An 18285-nucleotide genomic window follows, 5' to 3' on the forward strand; every position below is an offset into this window, starting at 1 on the left:
TTTTGAATCAATACCGTAACAAATTCACTGTCAGTTTTTCATATTGTCAGAATGTTTGCTTAGATGGTTGAGATAATGATGAAGTTTATTGTTATGTGATATTATCTATCCCATTAATTCAGCGTTTAACTAATAGGAATTGATTTACTGTGATTTGTTTTGATGTTCTGCATCCATATTATTTACCACAATATCTTCCCGTCGCTGAAGAGTTACAGAAACGTTCGATACCTGTCACTTATGTGGTATACAAAAGTGTCGACCAGCAATCAGTTTTAGTCTCTTTAGTAAAGCAACATCAGTTAGATGTTGTATGGGTAGATAATGAAGCTCAGGCGCTTGAATATTATTTAGATGCCAAACCATCTTGGGTTATTTTTGGCAATGCGTTCTCTGGTGCATCCCGATTAAAAAACGTCAGTAAAACGGCTCTAATGCAGCACGGAGTTGGACCGAAATCTATTTACTATACTGTTTCTAAGGGGATATAGATGTTCGTTTCGTTGAAGGCCAGTATCGTTTAAATCGCTTGCAAGAGATGTTTCCTGAGAAAATATTTGTGGATACTGGTTACGCAAAGCTCGATCCTATTATTCAAGGTGTAGAGCGTGGTTTGGATTTAGTTGCTCTTGGTATGGACCCTAACAAAAAAACATTGTTGTACGCTCCGACATTTTATCCTAGCAGTATTGAAAAAATGGCCAAGAACTGGCCGGAACAGTTTGCTGAGTATAATATTTTGCTTAAACCTCATTACTTCTCTTTGAGTAAGCCGAATTATAAGAAACAAAAAGACTTATTAACTCATTGGGCTAGTTTCAGTAATGTATACCTAGCACAAGCTGAAGAAGCTAATTTATTACCTTTTATGGCCTCTGCAGACGTGTTAATTAGTGATGCATCTTCTGCCTTATTTGAGTTTGCCGCTCTGAACAAGCCCGTTGTATGGTGTGACTTTTATCATTTACGTTGGTCATATAGAGGGATTTTCAGATTTAGATTTGAAAATCGGGTCGATCAAGATTTATACAAATATGCTGATGTGGCTGCGCATGCAAAAACATTTAGCCAATTAAAGCAAGTGGTTGATCAACAAGTTACCTCACCAGATCTATTTGCCACACAAAGAGCCAAATATACAGCGGAACTTGTTGGGGCTGTTGATGGTCTTTGTAGTCAACGTATTACAGACTATTTATTAAAGTAAAAGGTAAATATGAATATTATTACATTTGGCACTTTTGATATGTTTCATATTGGCCATTTAAATATTTTAGAAAGAGCAAAAGAACTGGGTGATAATGTGATCGTTGGCGTTTCATCTGATGCATTAAATTTTAGTAAAAAACAACGAAACCCTATCTGTGATGAAAGAGATCGAATGCGAATTGTTGCGGCATTATCATGTGTAGATGAGGTTTTTCTTGAAGAGTCATTAGAGCTTAAAGCCGAATACATTCAAAAGTATCAAGCTGATTGCCTCGTTATGGGAGATGATTGGGAGGGGCGTTTTGATCATCTTTCTCATCTCTGCAAAGTCGTGTACTTACCGAGAACACCTGCTATTTCTACAACAATGTTGATAGAGGTAGTTAAAGAAATTAGATAAGTATTGCTATTATCTCGATGCAAAAAATAATGCTATGAATATGATCATATCCATAGCATTATTTCAATTCGTTAGGCGTGTTAGAACATTTTATTGGCCAATAAAATGTTGAGTTTTAAGCCAATCTAAATATTCTGGTACAGCTTGTTCAACCGTTTTAAATTCACCTTGATAACCAGCAGCTCTTAACTGAGTTAAATCTGCTTGGGTATAACTCTGATAAGCACCTTTCAATTTGTCTGGGAAAGGAATGTATTCAATGTGTCCTTTACCATGGTAGGCAATAACTGCATTGGCAACATCATTAAAGCTTTGCGCTTGGCCTGTTCCGCAGTTATATATGCCAGATACTGATGGGTTTTGCCATAGCCATAAATTGACTTTAACCACATCTTCGACAAATACAAAGTCACGAAGTTGCTGACCATTTTTATAACCATCAACACCTTCAAACAAACGACACACACCATTGGTGTTAATTTGGTTGTTAAAGTGGAAAGCCACACTGGCCATGCCGCCCTTGTGTTGTTCGCGTGGACCATAGACGTTGAAATAACGTAACCCTGCCACTTGGCCGATGAGTTTTTGCTGTCTTACATATTGATCAAATAAGAACTTAGAGTAAGCGTAGACATTGAGTGGTTTTTCAAGTTCACGTTGCTCAATAAATTTTTCGCTGCCACCGTAAACTGATGCTGAAGAGGCGTAAATAAATTGGCAGTTATTGGCTTGGCTGTAATGTAATAATGTTTTTGAATACTCGTAGTTATTGGTCATCATAAACTTGCCATCCCACTCAGTGGTCGATGAGCAAGCGCCTTGATGGAAAATCACTTCAAGTTTGTTATCAAAATCGCCCGCTTGGATTTGCTTGATGAAATCATCTTTATCGAGATAATCGGCAATTTCACAATCGGCCAAATTGAACACCTGGGTGCCGTCTGTTAAATCGTCAACGGCGATAATGTCATTTCGCCCCATGGCATTAAGTTGTTTAACTAAATTACTACCAATAAACCCTGCTGCGCCTGTCACAACTATCATATTCGTATTTCCATTATTGTTGCTCGCGATGAGCTTAATTTAACACACTGCGACAATCTAAGATTGTTTGTTCAAAAAGTCGGCTATGTCATTCGATGCCTGATCAAAATTGATTAACGCCATATTACGTCCCGTTCTTTTTCCGACTGGAGGCGTGTAAGCAAACCGCTTACTTGGTTCAGATAATGTTCCCCATCTTATATGAGGTGTTGAGCGTCTTCCGGCGTAAAACCCAACTGTTGGAACATTATGTAATCCTGCGATATGCAGCGGACCTGTTGAGCCAGCAATAAACATATCTGCCGCGACCAATGACTCGGAAAAATCAATTAAGTTATCTAGCGGCTTAGCTAGCGACACTTTAATTGCGGTATTTGCCAATAAAGTTTTAATTTCTTTGGCTAGTTCCAGTTCACTTCCATTAAACGTTAAAACAAAGTGGCATGCTGATAGAGTCAGTTTATCAATATTTATCATTAACTGAACTAGCTTGTCTACGGGTACGCAACCAGAAGAACCGCCTGTACCTGGATGAATAAAAATCAGTTTTTCATTGACTAATTTTTGATAGTATTCTTGCCAATGTTCTTTGCGAGCACTCATATCCCAAAATCTATCAGGTAGTTTAGGGATAGCATAACCGTGATGAGTTAAAAAGTGCTCTACCAGCATGCATGCACCTCGCCAGCAACCTTCACTGTTTAAGTATTCATTACTTGCCCGATGTTTATATAAATACTGATACCAATTATGTTTAGGTACTAATTTATATGGAATATTGCTTTTATTAAGGATTTTATAAATTCGAAATTCTGATAACAGAATGATCACTGCGTCGTAATTTTGCTTCGCAATTTGTTCTGCAATGCTTGCATCATCTTTTGAGTCGATAATGGTGTTATCAACATATGGGCAGGCTTCAGCAAAGGACTCCACAACTGGTGCGACAAATACATCAATTGTAGCTTCTGGCATGGCTTTTTTTAACAGATAGAATGCAGGCCATGTCAGCACAAAATCGCCAATTTTATCGTGTTTGATGACTAAAATTTTTTTCATATGATTGTCTGAAAGATAAAATATTAACTCAATTCCATCGGATGATGGGGCTCATTGTATTGTGACGTTTAATGGTTTTCTCAACGACCATGATAATTGGCGTAAGAGTTGCCACTGAGTATATCAACTCAAGACCGTTTGTTCATCGTTTTGCATTAGGAATTGATCAAGGGTCAACGAATGAAGATTGCTCTTGTTAAGCCATCTGGTGATTAATAAGAACTTTTTTGACAACAAGCTAAAGCGAGATTATTAGTGATATACTCTTGAACCTCTCGCTGTTAAAAGTGGTGAAACGGATGTTCGTCGTGAAGTAGTGATTGTGATAATTATAAGTTGTTTTTGATTTATTCAATGGATTAAATAAAATGTCACTAACAAAAGTAACCTAACTATAGCTTCGAGCATTTTATTCGGTAGATTATTAATAGTACTGAATATTCTAAGATTAAGTCTCAATAGTTACACATGACTGGAAATAAGTGTTTAGGTTAGTAATATATGAATTTTAAAGTTTTTCTCATTAATTTAGATAGTAGTACTGAACGATTTACGTTCATGGATGAGCAGCTAAAACAGTTAGGTATTGAATACCAGCGTATCTCTGCCGTTTATGGTAAAGAGCTATGCGATGCCGATATTGCTAAAGTATATGATCCACAAAAAAACCTCCAAAAGTATGATAAAAAGCTCAATTTGGGTGAAATTGGCTGTTACCTCAGCCATGTCCAATGTTGGCAAATGATTGTCGAACAGCGGTTAGATTACGCCTTAATTCTTGAAGACGATTCCGTTTTGGATCCCTCAATAATGAATGTGATAAAACATATTAATAATCTGTCTGCTGATTGGGATTACATCAAGCTGTGTCATGGGCGTAAGCAAAAAAACATTGTTAAATCGATAATGCTTGATGATCGCTTTAGCTTATCGACGTGTTTAAAATTGCCGGCTTCTACTCGTGGCCAATGTGTGTCATTGGTTGGAGCACAAAAATTATTGGCGACGGCATATCCTATTGCCCGTCCAGTGGATATTGATATTCAGTACTGGTACGAAAAACAGTTGCGGTGTTTTGTGATCAGGCCTTTTCCAGTAATTGGGACCGATTTAGACAGTGATATTAATCGACAAGGTAGACGTAAAAACGTTGAGCGACATCATTTACTGCGTATTTGGCAAAAAGTGAAATTCGAGTTTGATTTATTGAAGAATAAACAACAACTTCCACCACTTCCAAAAATACAAAAATACAAAAATAGTAATGTAGACATGTAACATAACATTACCCAATGTTTAAAACAGATGATGATTTATTCTGGGATAGAAGTAGCTAAACTAACGACTATTAAGATGATGTAAAGGCGATATATTATGCACAGAAGAGCAATTTATCCAGGTACCTTTGACCCTGTGACTAACGGTCATGCTGATTTAATCGAACGTGCAGCACGCTTATTCAAACACGTGATTATTGGCATCGCATCAAACCCTTCTAAGCAACCTCTGTTCTCTCTTGAAGAGCGAGTCGCTCAAGTTAATTTGGTGACGGCACATTTAGGCAATGTTGAAGTCGTCGGTTTTACTGGCCTATTGGTTGATTTCGCCAAAGAGCAACATGCGAGTGTGCTCGTACGTGGTTTGCGGGCAGTATCCGATTTTGAATATGAATTTCAGCTGGCAAATATGAATCGGCGTTTAAGTCCTGATCTTGAGAGTGTTTTTTTGACACCTGCGGAAGAGAATTCATTTATTTCTTCTACACTGGTGAAAGAAGTTGCTTTACATGGAGGAGATGTTAGTCAATTTGTTCACCCACAGGTCGCCGCTGCATTAAAGAAAAAAGTAGCGCAAAATCAAGCTAATAAAAAGGTAAAGTAATTTCATGACAAATGGATTTAGTTGGTTAACTAAGGTAGCCACCGCACTAGGTTTTAGTGCAATGATGATCTGTAGCAGTGTTCAAGCCGCACCATGGGTTGACACTTCAGATATTTATTTACGAGCAGATATTCAAGCTTTAGCGGATGCGGGAGTGATTAGCGGCCCTATTAATACTTTTCCATTGATGTGGTCAGGTATTGGAGCTGATTTAGCTCAAACTGAGCCTGCTTTACTAACACCTGATTTAGTGGATGCTTTTGCACGAGTTAATTTTTACTACCAAAATGCCGTTGGTAATCGTGGTAACACCAGTATAAAGGTGGCTGCGGCAACAGATGCGGCACGTTTCCAGCATTTTGGTTCTGACTATCGTGAAAAAGGTGAGCTACAAGGTTCACATGAATACACTGGTGAGCGTTTTTCTTATAAAATTTCAGCCTCTGCAAACTATGATCCAGCGGATGAAAAAGAAATTCGCTTAGATGATTCATATGTTGCAATGGTGCTAGGCAATTGGGTTGTGACAGCCGGGAGTGTTGGCCAATGGTGGGGGCCAGGGTTTGACTCTTCTCTACATAAATCAAACAATGCCCGACCAATGCCATCTTTAATGGTCAGCCGCAACAATTCACAAGCGTTTGAAACGCCTTGGTTGTCATGGGTTGGTGATTGGAGTTTAACGGGTGGCATTAGTATGACAGAAGAAGAGCGTTATGCTCCTCATACACTGTTATGGAACCTTCGTGGTGCTATTAAACCATTCAAGCAGTTAGAGATAGGGTTGTCTTGGACAACCCAGTTTTGTGGTGAAGGGCAAGAATGTAGCTTTAATACCGCAATTAAATCAATTACTGGTCAGCGAGACTGTAGAGCAGATAATGTTGATGAAGTAGGCTGTTCAAACTATGGCAATCAGATGGCGGGCTTCGATGTTAGATATGCTGATACATGGTTTAATGTGCCTGTGGGCTTGTATCTAGAACGTACCTGCGAAGATTCAAAAGGCGATCCATGGCAAATTGTTGATTGCGGTAAAATGGTAGGTGCCGATACCCGTTTTAGTATTGCCAAACAACAATATAAGTTATTTATCGAGTACACCGATACTATGGTGTATTGCGGTGAAGACAAAGATCAATTTAACTGTTTTTACGAGCATTCAACATACCAAAGCGGCTCACGTTACTATGGTCGTGCTTTTGGCAGTACCTATGATAGTGATGCCAATGTTTATGCACTTGGTTTAATTGGTCAATTCGATAATAGTCATGGTTTTACTTCTATTCTTCGCTATGCTCAACTGAATAAAGATGGTGCTAATACTAATAATGAATGGGCACCGCAACCTTTAAAAGAAGATCTCATGATGCTTGAGCTGTCATATCGTTTGCCAATGTTTAATGGCATGTTAACGTTAGGTGGCAGTGTATCTAATTCTGAATTCGAAGTGCTAGACGATGATACTCAAGGTACTGCTTTCTCTACTTATGAATATCGATTTTAAGCGTTATAGTTGATTAACCCGAGTTGAGGTTGATGATATGAGGGAGCCAAATGGCTCCCTTTTTATGGGTAAATTGAAATGCGATTTAGGCGTTATTTATCCGACTAACGCTGTTGGCACACACCACAAAATACCGTAGTGCGTTGGCCCAACTTTATCTCACTTAATAAATTGCCGCAGGCGGTACAGGTTTCGCCACCACGGCCGTAAACATGCAGCTTTTGGGAAAAATAACCTGGTTTACCATCGGCATTAGTAAAATCTTTTAAGGTAGTACCACCTTGCTTAATAGCGAGAGCCAAAATTTGTTTTACTTCACTGACGAGAATTGTTAACCGTTCTATATCAATACTACCAGCTGCTGCCTGTGGGTGTATTCCTGCAGCAAAAAGCGCTTCATTAGCATAAATATTACCGACACCCACCACAATGTGATTATCCATTAAGCACTGCTTGATGGTCTTTTTTTTGCCAGTCAGTGTTGCTTGTAATTGTAATGGCGTGAAATGAGGGCTTAATGGCTCCGGGCCGAGCTTTGACAATAACGGATGGGCTTCTTCTGGTAATTCGTACCATAACCAAGCACCAAAGCGTCGAGGGTCGTTAAAACGCAACATACGACCATTTTCGAGTACTAAATCAATATGGTCATGTTTTTCAATTGGGGTATTACACGGTAAAATACGTAAGCTGCCTGACATGCCTAGATGCACTATTGTCATTCCGGCATCAGTATCAATTAATAAGTACTTAGCTCGCCTGCGGACATTGGTAATACGCTGACCAACAATATTTTGAGCAATAGCTGGTACAGGCCAACGGAGTGAGCCATTACGGACAATTAATTCACTAACAGTTTGGTCAATGAGATAAGGACTGATCCCTTGTCGGGTCACTTCAACTTCTGGTAATTCAGGCATAAAAACTCTTATTTTGATTGAGAAGGTACAGCAAGAATAGGTTGTAACTCGGCGCGTAAACTTGGTGGTACTTGGTACCAATTGTTATTAGATGATTGCAAGAGGCCTTCGTTTGGAAAGTAACGCCATTTTTGTGCCGCTTGCATATTGTTGATAGCAATGGTTAGTGTTTGCACCTTATTATCGTGTGAAGGTTCTGTGCTTAGTGGTGAGACCTTAATGGTTTGCCATGCTTGGGCCCATTTATGGCAATTGAGGACTTGTGGCTGGCACTGCCATTGGTCATTGTGCAGCGTTAACCAGTGATCATTAAGTTGCAATTGCTTCAACGGTAATTGCTGATCAAATAAGGGGACGGCGTCACTGGGTACCTTGGCGGTTTTGTCATTAATTAAAGACAGCACCGCAATCATAAATAGGCTGGCACCCATAATGATGTAGTTCCATTTTTTACGTGATAGGGCCATAAACCACCTTAACTTGAATAATTATATCGCCTCAACTATTGAGGAACGCGAGCAAATATTGACTGACAAGACGAATAATTAATACGTTATGTTGTCAGTCAGCATCTGTAAATTATGATTCAAGTGTATCATTGACGATACCAAAAAGATTTAGCCGCCAGTGGCATTCATAAAGCGCAGAATTTGTGTGCCATTGTCGATGTTAAAATCATGAGATTGAGGTTTGTGTTGCATTCCATCAGTAATGGCTCGTTTTAGGCGTTCTATGTCGGCGGGGAATTCACGAACAATTGCTTTTAAATCAATGGAATTTTCGTTGCCTAAACACAAGAGTAATTGACCTTCTACCGTCACTCTAACGCGATTACATTCATGACAGAAATCGTGGCTGTGTGGCGATATAAATCCGATGCGAATAGAGCTATCGGCCATTTTTACATATCGAGATGGTCCGCCAGTACGCTTAGTCGACGCGATTAAAGGATAGCGCGTTTCGATAATGCGACGGACTTCATCACTTGAACAATGACGCTTGCGTTGACGTTCATCCATATAACCGATAGGCATTTCTTCAATGAAAGCGATATCGAGTTGACGTTGACGGCAGAACTCCACTAAATCTAATACTTCATGGTCGTTTTGACCGCGTAAAATCACCGCATTAATTTTGATGTTATGAAAGCCAGCCGCTATTGCTGCATCGATCCCAGCAATGACACGATCTAATTTTCCATTACGTGTTAGCTGTGCAAAAACGTCTGGGTTTAACGTATCTAGGCTGATATTCAATCGATTAAGGCCATTTTCAAACAATGGCTGAGCCAGCTTAGATAGTCGTGACCCATTAGTGGTCATTGATAGCTCTTCAAGGCCAGGCAATTGCTTTAACAATTTGACCAGTTTGTCACAATCGGTGCGCACTAATGGTTCACCGCCAGTTAAGCGTATTTTTTTTACTCCAAGCTCAGTAAACGCTTGGGCAATCCACGACAACTCTTCCAAACTCAGAACATGTGATTTCGGTAAAAAAGTAGGATTTTCACTCATACAATACACACAGCGAAAATCGCAACGATCGGTGACCGATAAGCGTAAATAATCTATTTTTCGTTGGAAGCCGTCGATAAGTTGGGTCATATTAGCCTTTATAGTAAATTAGCAAATGGCTGAATAAAAACAGATTCACCTGCTGGTATCGTGGCAATATCATCACCAATAACGATGAGGCAATTTGCATCAACCATAGAACTCAACATTCCAGAACCCTGAGCGCCCGTGGTGCTAACGTGTATTTTGCCATCAGACCCAATCGTATAAATACCACGTAAAAACTCAGTACGAGCTGTTTTGCTACGTAACGGATGTTGCGCAATAGCTGGCATAAACTGCGGTTGCCAATGAGATTCGCCAGCAAGTTTACGAATAGCAGGCTGCACAAACTGTAAAAATGCCACCATGACAGCGACAGGGTTACCAGGTAATCCAAAAAATAAGCTTTGATCAATTTTTCCGACAGCTAGTGGACGACCGGGACGCATATTTATGCGCCAAAAATGAGTGTCACCGACATTGGCTAAGGCCGTTTTAATGTAATCGGCATTACCCACGGATACGCCCCCAGAACTAATTACCACATCTGCTTGTTTTGCAGCACTGCGCAATGTGTCTGTGAGCGTTTGTTCATTGTCTTCAATAATGCCTAAATCGATAACCTGACAGCCGAGCTTCTTCGCCATTGATAATATGGTGTAACGATTTGAGTCATAAATGCAGTTTGGTTTCAGTGGTTGTCCTGGTTGACTTACTTCGTCACCCGTTGAGAATACCGCAACGACAGGACGTTCTATAAGGGGTAATTGGTTAAATCCAAGCGAGGCCAACAAACCGAGTTCAGCGGCGCCCAAACGTGAACCTGCTGCGAGTGCAACGTCACCTTCAGCAATGTCTTCTCCAGCCAAACGAACGTGTTGACCTTCTACAACTTGTCCAGGTTCAAGTATGGTAATAATACTATCTTGTTCAGTGACCAATTCTCGCGCTTGAATGGTATCGGCACCTTGAGGAACCGTTGCCCCAGTCATAATGCGAACCGCTTCTCCTGCTTGTAATGTGGCAGAATAATGATGACCCGCAAGGACTTCACCTACAACTTTAAAAGATTGTGATTTTTTGAGATCTTGGAAAATAAAAGCATAACCGTCCATTGCCGAATTAGTTTGTTGTGGCACATTTACGGTAGAAATAATGTCATGCGCCAATACTCGGTTATCAACATCAATTAGGTTAAGTGACTCATTGCGGTTAATCGGAACAACTTGAGCTAATACGTTGGCAATACCTTGTGAAACAGAAAGACCATGTTGATCGTTAGGTGTTGCAGCTTGTTGTTCGCTACTGTTTATCGGTAACTGCACCGCAGCTGGCTGCCATGTCTGTTGGTAATTTTGTACAAAATCGGCAATCTGCGCCACGTTGTTCAAATCAAGGCGAGTTAATGAACTTGGCACTTTGGTCTCATCACAACACGCGATAGCGACAATGTTGTCATCGTGAATGTGGATTAGCGGTTTATTATGTGCAGCGCGATGTAATTCTATTTTAGGTAATGCCAGTTTTTTAAAACCTTCTACCAGTACAATATCTACTTTATCGGCTTCAATTTGACGCAGTAAGTGTTGCAATTGCGGGTCATCTTCAACGAGATCTTCAGTCATTAACGCCCAACGTACATGGGACGCCACTAATACTTGTCTTGCTCCAGCTTTACGCATTTCAAAGCTGTCTTTACCGGGAATATCCACATCAAAATTATGGTGGGCATGTTTAATGACCGCCAAGCGTAAACCACGTTGGTTCAATAACGGGATCAATTGTTTCAGTAAGGTAGTTTTGCCGGTGCCACTGTATGCACAAAAGCCTAAAACCGGGATCGGCAATGGATTGGTAAATAATGTTGTCATGAAGTACCTCTACTGAATTACTTAGCGATTTTTTCTGCTATCCGGTGTTTCTGTTCTAACGTATTGATATTCACGAATGCATTGGGTTGATCGGCAAAACTCTCTACCACCACTTTATGTTGGCTATACCATAAAAATACTTTGCGATCGCCTCCATCCAAGAAAGCTTGCATCGATGGCGCTAGATGGGGTTTTAACAGTAATACTACCGGTTGTTCATATTCACCATCACTTGCAATAGCAAGGTCGGCCTGCTCTCGCTCTAAAGCAGCTAATAATCTTGCTACTAAGTCATCCGGTAACATAGGACAATCACAAGGTACAACAAGAAGATAATCTGCTTTAGTTTGCTTTAAAGCTGTAACCATTCCAGCTAAGGGTCCTAAATAACCACTATCTAGATCGCTAAGAACAGTATATCCCCATTGTTCATACTGTTCTTGGTTACGGTTGGCATTTATCATAATTCCATCGACTTGGCTTGTTAGCTTATCGATAGTGTGACAAATCATGGCTTGGCCATTAAGATCCACTAACCCTTTGTCATTGCCGCCCATTCGCCTTGCCATGCCGCCAGCTAAAATTACTGCATCAATTTGTGGTGCCATAATGAAATTCCGTTGTATTAGTCTGATGCACTGCCTCTACTGTAGGAACATGCATGCTGGTGTGAATGGTATTTTGTTGAATGTGCCAGCGTTGTTGGCATAACGCTGTTAAGCCACAGGTTTGATGGCTACTGATCAATAATCCTGTGCCGTCTTGCTTTAATTGATTAATCATCGCAACAACTAAACTCTGTGATTGTTTATCCATATTCGAAATTGGTTCATCAAGCATTAAGAGTTTTGGTTGCGCAATCCAAGCCCTTGCAATAGCAAGCCTTTGTCGCTCTCCGCCAGACAAATCAGTGGCGTGGTGGCTAAGTAAGTCTGTTAATTGGGCCATATTAATCGCTTGGTCAATACGTTTTTTTCGTTGTTCTGGCAATAACGACCGTTGATCTAAAGCATAAGTTAAGTTGTACTTTACCGAACCTTCAAAAAGATAAGGGTGCTGATGCAAATAAACTGCCTTACCAAGAAGTGATTGAGTTCGCCACCAAGGGGCCTGCTTAAAACCATGACTATGAATTTGGCCCTTGCTTGGTGAAAGCAACCCTGCAAGGAGTTTCATTAAGGTGGATTTACCTGAGCCGTTGTCACCCTGTAGATAAATAACATCACCCTGACTAAAGCTAAGTTCATCAGCGTGAAATAAAATATTTTGATTAAACTGCATCAGGATATTCTTAGCCTGAATACTGACTGGCGATTTAACTGAATGATTAGCTGATGGCATCTTAATGACTCCTTGGGAGGGCCTTGCCTCGCAATGAACCCAAGATGAAGTTTAACACTAAGGCTAATATTAGTAACACTAGTCCTAAGGCAATTGCTTGAGCAAAATCACCTTTACTGGTTTCAAGTGCTATTGCAGTAGGGATATTACGAGTGACATTCATAATATTGCCACCTACCATCATAGAGCAACCCACTTCAGTCAAAATTCGACTAAACCCAGCAACAATCGCTAATAAAAGTGGTACTCGTAATTCACGGCATAATGTCCAAACCGCGTGTATCCATGAGGCGCCTAAGGTTCGTGATGTTTCCCAGGCTCGGCGATCGACACTGGAAAAAGCAGCTTGTGATAATGCTATCAATACTGGAGCACATATTAACATTTGGCCTAAAATCATTCCTTTTTGGGTAAATAGCCATTTTAAATCACCCAACACACCATTACGAGTCAGCAATAAATATACTAATAAACCGATCACTACAGTAGGAATAGATTGTAACGTTTGTACTAAGTTTGTGACTACCCAACGGCCTCGGAAATGGCTAAAGGCAAGGATGAAACCTAAGATAATCGACGGAATAATAGTGATCAATAACGCGACAAAAGACACCGAAAATGAGATGTTAATAATCGCCCATACATGAGGGTCAAAAGAGAGCAGCAAGCTAAATGCTTGCTGCAATAGGACTAACCAACCGTCACTCATTTTTTATAAGTTGCCTTAAACAATTGTTCTCCTTGTACTTTGTAATTATTAATCATAGTTTGTGTAGCTGGACTGATAAACCAATCGCTTAATGCTCTTGCACCTTTATGATTTAATTCTGGGTATTTTGCTGGGTTGATCAACATTATTTGGTAAGGGTTGGCTAATTTAGCGCCGCCTTCAAAATCAATATTTAGGTCTAGTTTAGCTTTATAGGCAATATATGTTCCGCGATCCGTTAATGTATAAGCTTGTAATTCATTTGCCATTAACAAGGTTTTACCCATGCCTTGGCCTACTGAAGTATAGCCTGCAAAATCAGGTGTAATTCCTGCCGCTTTCCAAATGATCAACTCTTTCATGTTGGTGCCAGAGTTATCACCACGAGAAACAAATTTACTTGGCTTATTAGCTATTTTACTGAATGCTTCTGTCACGTTTTTGCTAGACTTTATTGCTGCAGGATCATTTTTTGGTCCTAATACAACAAAATCATTTTCCATAATACCACGAGGTTCAATGCCGAAACCGTCAGCGATGAACTTTGCTTCTGCGTCTGGAGCATGAGTCATGACTACATCAACATCTCCCTGACTTGCCAGCTTTAATGCTTTACCAGTACCAGTAGCGATTACCTGTACAGTATAGCCTGATTCGGCTTCAAATTTAGGTAAAAGTGCACCGAGTAATCCTGAGTTTTCAGTACTGGTTGTCGTTGCTAATTTGATGACTTCATTTGCGAGTGTAACAGGGCTAAACATTGCTCCACTAAGTACTGAGGCCGCTAGCAGAATACTGACGCTTGTTTTTAGTTTTAACATTACCGCTCCTTGAGATATTAATAATCATGATGTTCATATTTAATCAATGTATAAAACTTAAGCTTGCTTTGCTTAATTGTTAATGCAATAAGCAAGTTAAATGCCAAACCGTTTTATTGCAAATACTGTTCACGCATAAAATCGAAACTGTGAACTTGCTCCCAAGCTGTGATAATTTATTCGAGACAAATTGTCCCACGATCACTTTTCTATGGTTCATAGTGACCTAGTCATAGATATTCGGTGATAGAGTGTTAACAAAGTACGTCAAAATGTCCAAATAAGAGTCCCGTTATGAGTCAAGATGAACATATTAACCCAGTAACTAAAACCACAATGTCAGTGCTTATTGTTGATGATGAACCTGGTATGCGGAGTTTTTTGATGAAAGCCTTGGCAAAGAAATTTGCACTGGTTGAAACCGCCTCCACAATTGCTCAGGCCGAAGAGTTACGCAGCCATGGTCATTTTGATTTATTGATTGTGGATATTCGTCTGCCAGATCGCTCTGGTATCGAATGGCATGAAGCACTTAATGAGCCTGACAGACAGTCTGATATTATTTTTATGACCGGCTACGCGGATATGGATGTGGCAATCAGAGCATTACGTGCTGGTGCATCTGATTTTATTATGAAACCGTTTCATTTAGAGCAAATGATAACCGCAGTTGATCGTTGTATTGAAAAACGTTTGCTTAAGCGCGAAAACTTTATGTTGAGGCGTGAATTATTACATGGACAATCATCCACTATTATCGGCAACAGCGAAGCCATTCGTGATGTCAAAGAAGTTATCGAGCGTATAGCACCCACAAACGCTGTCGTATTAATTGAAGGCGAATCTGGTACAGGCAAAGAGCTGGTGGCCAGACAATTACATCAGCTAAGTGGTCGAAGTGGTGCTTTTGTACCAGTGAACTGTGGCGCTATTGCCCCAGAATTACTGGCCAGTGAGCTGTTTGGTCATACCGCGGGTGCATTTACTGGCGCAAAAGGTAATCGTGAGGGATTATTTAGTTATGCCTCTGGCGGCACTATCTTTTTGGATGAAATTGGCGAAATGCCGATGAATATGCAAACTGCCTTATTAAGGGTGCTTGAACAACGGGCTATTCGCCCTGTGGGAAGTGAAAAAGAAATCGATATTAATGTGCGAGTTGTAGCAGCAACCAATCGATTATTAATTGATGAAGTAGAAGCTGGCCGCTTTAGGCGTGATTTATTTTACCGACTGAATGTGTTGAATATTGTTATACCTTCATTGCGATCGCGTCCAGAAGATGTCGTTGAGCTTACTCATTTTTTTACATTGCAATTGTCGCAAGAGCTGGGTATTAAAGATGTTATTTGGAGCCACGAAGACCTACAAGTACTGCAACAGTATGATTGGCCAGGTAATATTCGTGAACTACGCAATATGATTGAACGTTGTATTTTATTGGGAAAACCTCCTGCAGAATATTGGAAAAAGCCCGCATCCGTTGCTGTAAGCGATATTATGGGATACCCGTTAGATTGGCCGTTAAAAAAAGTAGAGAAGCAACATGTGACCCAAGTTGTTGATGGTCATAATGGTAATAAATCTGCCGCAGCACGTGATTTAGGCGTGTCTCGAAAAACGTTAGATCGTAAATATAAAGATTGGTTTAATACTGTAGAAGAACACTACGAGGATCAATAAACGTGGTGAATTCTACCAGTCTTTTTACACGCGTTTTTGGTATTAGTTGGCAGCAAATGCAAGCCAAAGTGCGCTATCGAATTTTATTCTTAACCTTGTTGCCGATATTATTAACCTTAGTGAGTCTAGTGTTTATTACTATTTATTGGAATGTAATATACACAGGTAACCAACTGTTTATGAAAGTAAAGGCAGATTTGGTTGTGGCTAACAGTTCTTTGTTGCAAGTGCAAAAACAGCAACAATATCAATTAGCGTCAATAAGTGAGTCATGGGATTTTCAACATGCATTTCGGATATTAAAAAACAGCGAGCAGCAACCAAATCCTGATGCGGTTAATACGATAAATATTCTATTATTACAACAGCAACAAGCGTTAGGATTAGATTTTTTACGCTTAATTAGTGTTGCAGATGCCGCAGGCGATCCAGACTTACGAGGAATGCTACATCAAAGCCAAAAGAAGGCATTTTCAGGGCTAATGGTATTGCCTGCAAAACGCCTTGAACGGATCAATGCCAATTTAGTTAAACAAGCCCAAATTACAATCATCCCAACACCGCATGCGCAACAGCCCAGCCAAAAGCTTGAAACGCGTGGTTTGCTCAGCCGAACCTTAGTACCAATAGCTGACCTGTCTGGAAATGTGTTTTGGTATTTAGATGGTGGAATATTATTTAATCATAATACTGTCATCGTCGACCATATTCGTGACTTAGTGTACGGAAAAGGCACATTACCTGAACGTTCAATCGGAACAGTGACAGTGTTTTTGGATAAAATCCGCATCAGTACTAATGTGCTGATGGAGCCATTTCCTAAGAATACTCAAAAACCTAACAGGGCGCTTGGTACATTAGTATCCGATAACGTTTATCAGCAAGTGCTCGTTGAAGGCCAAACGTGGATAAATCGTGCTTTCGTACTTAATGATTGGTATATATCCGGATATCTGCCTTTACTCGATGTACATGGAAAAAGGATTGGGATGGTTTATGCGGGTTTTTCAGAGTCTCCTTTTTTGCATAATTATTTACTCAATATTATCGAGCTAGGTACCATTTTAGTTTTCGTGTTGCTAATTTCAGGTTTACTGGTTTATCGTGGCGCCAATAGTTTACTCCAACCTATTGAATATATTCACCAAGTTGTTACCGCAGTACAATCTGGGCGTAATATCAGAATTGGTAAGTTAGGCTTAAATAGAGATAACGAACTGACCAAATTAGCAGAGCAATTTGACAGTATGCTTGATCAGTTACAACGACGTAATGCCCAAATTCAAGCGGCAGCAGAGCAACTTGAAATTAAAGTCGAACAGCGAACCCGCAGCTTACAAGATAAAACCGAAGAACTCGAACGCAATGTGGCCTTGTTACACGCGACAAGACAGCAACTGGTTACGAATGAGAAATTGACTGCGTTGGGAGAGCTTATAGCGGGTATTGCTCATGAAATAAATAATCCTACCGCCGTTATTCTGGGAAATATGGAACTACTTAAATATGAACTTGGTGACAATGTTGCAGTAGTTGAAGAAGAAATTGAATTGGTTATCCAACAAGTGGGCAGGATCACCACTATTATTCGTAGTTTGCTGCAGTACAGTCGCCCTGGTGAATTTAATGCACCTATAACATCACAACCCGTGACGCCGATTGTAGAAGAAATGCTGTTGTTAGCACGCCACTCTATTGAACAACAAGAAGTTAAGTTGATTAAGGAATTTACCGCAACAGGCTCTGTTGAAGTCAATCGACCTCAATTATTACAAGTACTGATTAACCTAATGGTTAACGCTGCCCATGCGATTGAAAATAAAGGTCGAATTTGGTTACGAACTTACGACTGGCTGGAAGATGGCAAAACTATTGGGGTAAAAATTGAAGTTGAAGATGAAGGTATGGGGATTACTAAAGACGATTTGAGCCGTATCTTTGATCCATTTTATACCACACGTAAAGATGGTACTGGCTTAGGCCTGTCTTTGAGTTATGGAATTATTAAACGACTTGGTGGCACAATTGAAGTGAACTCTACCGTCGGAAAAGGCACCATATTTACTATCGGACTTTATTCTAAAGCTAAAGATGATCAGCAGCTTGGGCCTTATGAAGGGCTACATTTTGGTGATAAACAGTCATAACTAAAAAATAGGCAAAAAAAAGCCGGGTGATTAACCCGGCCACAAAGAGTGTGTGAGCAATGTCGTGCTTGCGAACTCTGAAAACCAATTAAAGGTGATGAAGTCTTTAATTACTAAACCGAGTTTTGGAACGCCAG

General features: G+C 40.1%; 18 protein-coding genes. 8 read left to right on the plus strand and 10 right to left on the minus strand.

The features are described from left to right. Positions 1–149 precede the first annotated feature (149 nt). From FCN25_RS21335 to FCN25_RS10125, 3 genes are all read left to right on the plus strand, one after another. A complete protein-coding gene (locus FCN25_RS21335; RefSeq protein WP_368074082.1) occupies positions 150–491 on the plus strand; it encodes a hypothetical protein in 342 nt (113 codons plus the stop codon). A 68-nt stretch (positions 492–559) separates the two neighbouring features. Continuing rightward, positions 560–1207 carry a CDP-glycerol glycerophosphotransferase family protein gene (locus FCN25_RS21340; RefSeq protein WP_368074083.1) on the plus strand — a complete coding sequence of 216 codons (648 nt, stop codon included), beginning with the start codon at positions 560–562 and terminating at the stop codon, positions 1205–1207. Between the two features lie 9 nt (positions 1208–1216). After that, positions 1217–1609, plus strand: coding sequence for an adenylyltransferase/cytidyltransferase family protein (locus FCN25_RS10125; protein WP_137224328.1), 393 nt, complete (start codon positions 1217–1219; stop codon positions 1607–1609). 90 nt (positions 1610–1699) lie between these two features. On the opposite strand, the gene rfaD is transcribed toward FCN25_RS10125, so the two are convergent. Together rfaD and FCN25_RS10135 are read right to left on the minus strand one after the other, a co-directional pair. After that, positions 1700–2653 carry an ADP-glyceromanno-heptose 6-epimerase gene (rfaD, locus tag FCN25_RS10130; protein WP_137224331.1) on the minus strand — a complete coding sequence of 318 codons (954 nt, stop codon included), beginning with the start codon at positions 2651–2653 and terminating at the stop codon, positions 1700–1702. Between the two features lie 57 nt (positions 2654–2710). After that, positions 2711–3712: a glycosyltransferase family 9 protein gene (locus tag FCN25_RS10135; protein WP_137224334.1), complete on the minus strand. Its 1002-nt coding sequence runs from the start codon at positions 3710–3712 to the stop codon at positions 2711–2713. A 501-nt stretch (positions 3713–4213) separates the two neighbouring features. Here FCN25_RS10135 and FCN25_RS10140 point away from each other — a divergent pair. The 3 genes from FCN25_RS10140 to FCN25_RS10150 all read left to right on the plus strand — a co-directional run bounded on the left by FCN25_RS10140 (position 4214) and on the right by FCN25_RS10150 (position 7100). Next, entirely contained in the window at positions 4214–4990 is a 777-nt protein-coding gene (locus tag FCN25_RS10140; protein ID WP_137224337.1) for a glycosyltransferase family 25 protein, read from the plus strand. A gap of 96 nt (positions 4991–5086) precedes the next feature. After that, positions 5087–5593 (plus strand): pantetheine-phosphate adenylyltransferase, encoded by a 507-nt coding sequence (coaD, locus tag FCN25_RS10145; protein WP_137224340.1) that lies wholly within the window; start codon positions 5087–5089, stop codon positions 5591–5593. Positions 5594–5597: 4 nt separating this feature from the next. After that, the gene (locus FCN25_RS10150; protein ID WP_137224343.1) at positions 5598–7100 is read left to right on the plus strand and encodes a capsule assembly Wzi family protein; all 1503 of its coding nucleotides are present in this window, start codon (positions 5598–5600) and stop codon (positions 7098–7100) included. A 104-nt stretch (positions 7101–7204) separates the two neighbouring features. Here the strand turns inward: FCN25_RS10150 and mutM are convergent, their stop codons facing one another. From mutM to FCN25_RS10190, 8 genes are all read right to left on the minus strand, one after another. Next, positions 7205–8020, minus strand: a complete 816-nt coding sequence (gene mutM / locus FCN25_RS10155) for a bifunctional DNA-formamidopyrimidine glycosylase/DNA-(apurinic or apyrimidinic site) lyase (RefSeq protein WP_137224346.1) — start codon at positions 8018–8020, stop codon at positions 7205–7207. Positions 8021–8028: 8 nt separating this feature from the next. Beyond that, positions 8029–8487 carry a hypothetical protein gene (locus FCN25_RS10160; RefSeq protein ID WP_137224349.1) on the minus strand — a complete coding sequence of 153 codons (459 nt, stop codon included), beginning with the start codon at positions 8485–8487 and terminating at the stop codon, positions 8029–8031. 150 nt (positions 8488–8637) lie between these two features. Then, on the minus strand, positions 8638–9624 hold the full coding sequence (gene moaA / locus FCN25_RS10165; RefSeq protein ID WP_137224352.1) for a GTP 3',8-cyclase MoaA: 987 nt from the start codon (positions 9622–9624) through the stop codon (positions 8638–8640). Positions 9625–9632: 8 nt separating this feature from the next. Next, the gene (locus FCN25_RS10170; RefSeq protein WP_137224355.1) at positions 9633–11447 is read right to left on the minus strand and encodes a bifunctional molybdopterin-guanine dinucleotide biosynthesis adaptor protein MobB/molybdopterin molybdotransferase MoeA; all 1815 of its coding nucleotides are present in this window, start codon (positions 11445–11447) and stop codon (positions 9633–9635) included. A gap of 17 nt (positions 11448–11464) precedes the next feature. Continuing rightward, positions 11465–12055 carry a molybdenum cofactor guanylyltransferase MobA gene (gene mobA, locus FCN25_RS10175; RefSeq protein ID WP_137224358.1) on the minus strand — a complete coding sequence of 197 codons (591 nt, stop codon included), beginning with the start codon at positions 12053–12055 and terminating at the stop codon, positions 11465–11467. Then, positions 12039–12728, minus strand: coding sequence for an energy-coupling factor ABC transporter ATP-binding protein (locus tag FCN25_RS10180; protein ID WP_254693770.1), 690 nt, complete (start codon positions 12726–12728; stop codon positions 12039–12041). The genes mobA and FCN25_RS10180 overlap by 17 nt, the downstream gene beginning before the upstream one ends. 61 nt (positions 12729–12789) lie before the next feature. Next, the gene (locus FCN25_RS10185; RefSeq protein WP_137224364.1) at positions 12790–13497 is read right to left on the minus strand and encodes an ABC transporter permease; all 708 of its coding nucleotides are present in this window, start codon (positions 13495–13497) and stop codon (positions 12790–12792) included. Beyond that, positions 13494–14318, minus strand: a complete 825-nt coding sequence (locus FCN25_RS10190) for a substrate-binding domain-containing protein (RefSeq protein ID WP_137224366.1) — start codon at positions 14316–14318, stop codon at positions 13494–13496. Before FCN25_RS10190 ends, FCN25_RS10185 begins: the two co-directional genes overlap by 4 nt. A 294-nt stretch (positions 14319–14612) precedes the next feature. Here FCN25_RS10190 and FCN25_RS10195 point away from each other — a divergent pair, with 294 nt between their 5' ends. Next, complete coding sequence (locus tag FCN25_RS10195) at positions 14613–16001, plus strand: sigma-54 dependent transcriptional regulator (protein WP_137224369.1); 1389 nt, start codon at positions 14613–14615, stop codon at positions 15999–16001. Between the two features lie 56 nt (positions 16002–16057). After that, a complete protein-coding gene (locus FCN25_RS10200; RefSeq protein WP_137227381.1) occupies positions 16058–18148 on the plus strand; it encodes a HAMP domain-containing sensor histidine kinase in 2091 nt (696 codons plus the stop codon). Positions 18149–18285: the final 137 nt, after the last annotated feature.

Source organism: Shewanella sp. MEBiC00475, from assembly GCF_005234075.1.
In the GTDB taxonomy this organism is placed as follows: Bacteria; Pseudomonadota; Gammaproteobacteria; order Enterobacterales; family Shewanellaceae; genus Shewanella; species Shewanella polaris.

What these genes read in the sequence shown, in the direction of transcription:
- moaA (WP_137224352.1), bottom strand. Translation starts at nt 9,624, where the DNA reads ATGACCCAACTTATCGACGGCTTCCAACGAAAAATAGATTATTTACGC.
- FCN25_RS10160 (WP_137224349.1), bottom strand. Translation starts at nt 8,487, where the DNA reads ATGGCCCTATCACGTAAAAAATGGAACTACATCATTATGGGTGCCAGC.
- mutM (WP_137224346.1), bottom strand. Translation starts at nt 8,020, where the DNA reads ATGCCTGAATTACCAGAAGTTGAAGTGACCCGACAAGGGATCAGTCCT.
- FCN25_RS10125 (WP_137224328.1), top strand. Translation starts at nt 1,217, where the DNA reads ATGAATATTATTACATTTGGCACTTTTGATATGTTTCATATTGGCCAT.
- FCN25_RS10200 (WP_137227381.1), top strand. Translation starts at nt 16,058, where the DNA reads ATGCAAGCCAAAGTGCGCTATCGAATTTTATTCTTAACCTTGTTGCCG.
- FCN25_RS10185 (WP_137224364.1), bottom strand. Translation starts at nt 13,497, where the DNA reads ATGAGTGACGGTTGGTTAGTCCTATTGCAGCAAGCATTTAGCTTGCTG.
- FCN25_RS10195 (WP_137224369.1), top strand. Translation starts at nt 14,613, where the DNA reads ATGAGTCAAGATGAACATATTAACCCAGTAACTAAAACCACAATGTCA.
- FCN25_RS10190 (WP_137224366.1), bottom strand. Translation starts at nt 14,318, where the DNA reads ATGTTAAAACTAAAAACAAGCGTCAGTATTCTGCTAGCGGCCTCAGTA.
- mobA (WP_137224358.1), bottom strand. Translation starts at nt 12,055, where the DNA reads ATGGCACCACAAATTGATGCAGTAATTTTAGCTGGCGGCATGGCAAGG.
- FCN25_RS10170 (WP_137224355.1), bottom strand. Translation starts at nt 11,447, where the DNA reads ATGACAACATTATTTACCAATCCATTGCCGATCCCGGTTTTAGGCTTT.
- FCN25_RS10150 (WP_137224343.1), top strand. Translation starts at nt 5,598, where the DNA reads ATGACAAATGGATTTAGTTGGTTAACTAAGGTAGCCACCGCACTAGGT.
- FCN25_RS10140 (WP_137224337.1), top strand. Translation starts at nt 4,214, where the DNA reads ATGAATTTTAAAGTTTTTCTCATTAATTTAGATAGTAGTACTGAACGA.
- FCN25_RS10180 (WP_254693770.1), bottom strand. Translation starts at nt 12,728, where the DNA reads ATGCAGTTTAATCAAAATATTTTATTTCACGCTGATGAACTTAGCTTT.
- coaD (WP_137224340.1), top strand. Translation starts at nt 5,087, where the DNA reads ATGCACAGAAGAGCAATTTATCCAGGTACCTTTGACCCTGTGACTAAC.
- rfaD (WP_137224331.1), bottom strand. Translation starts at nt 2,653, where the DNA reads ATGATAGTTGTGACAGGCGCAGCAGGGTTTATTGGTAGTAATTTAGTT.
- FCN25_RS10135 (WP_137224334.1), bottom strand. Translation starts at nt 3,712, where the DNA reads ATGAAAAAAATTTTAGTCATCAAACACGATAAAATTGGCGATTTTGTG.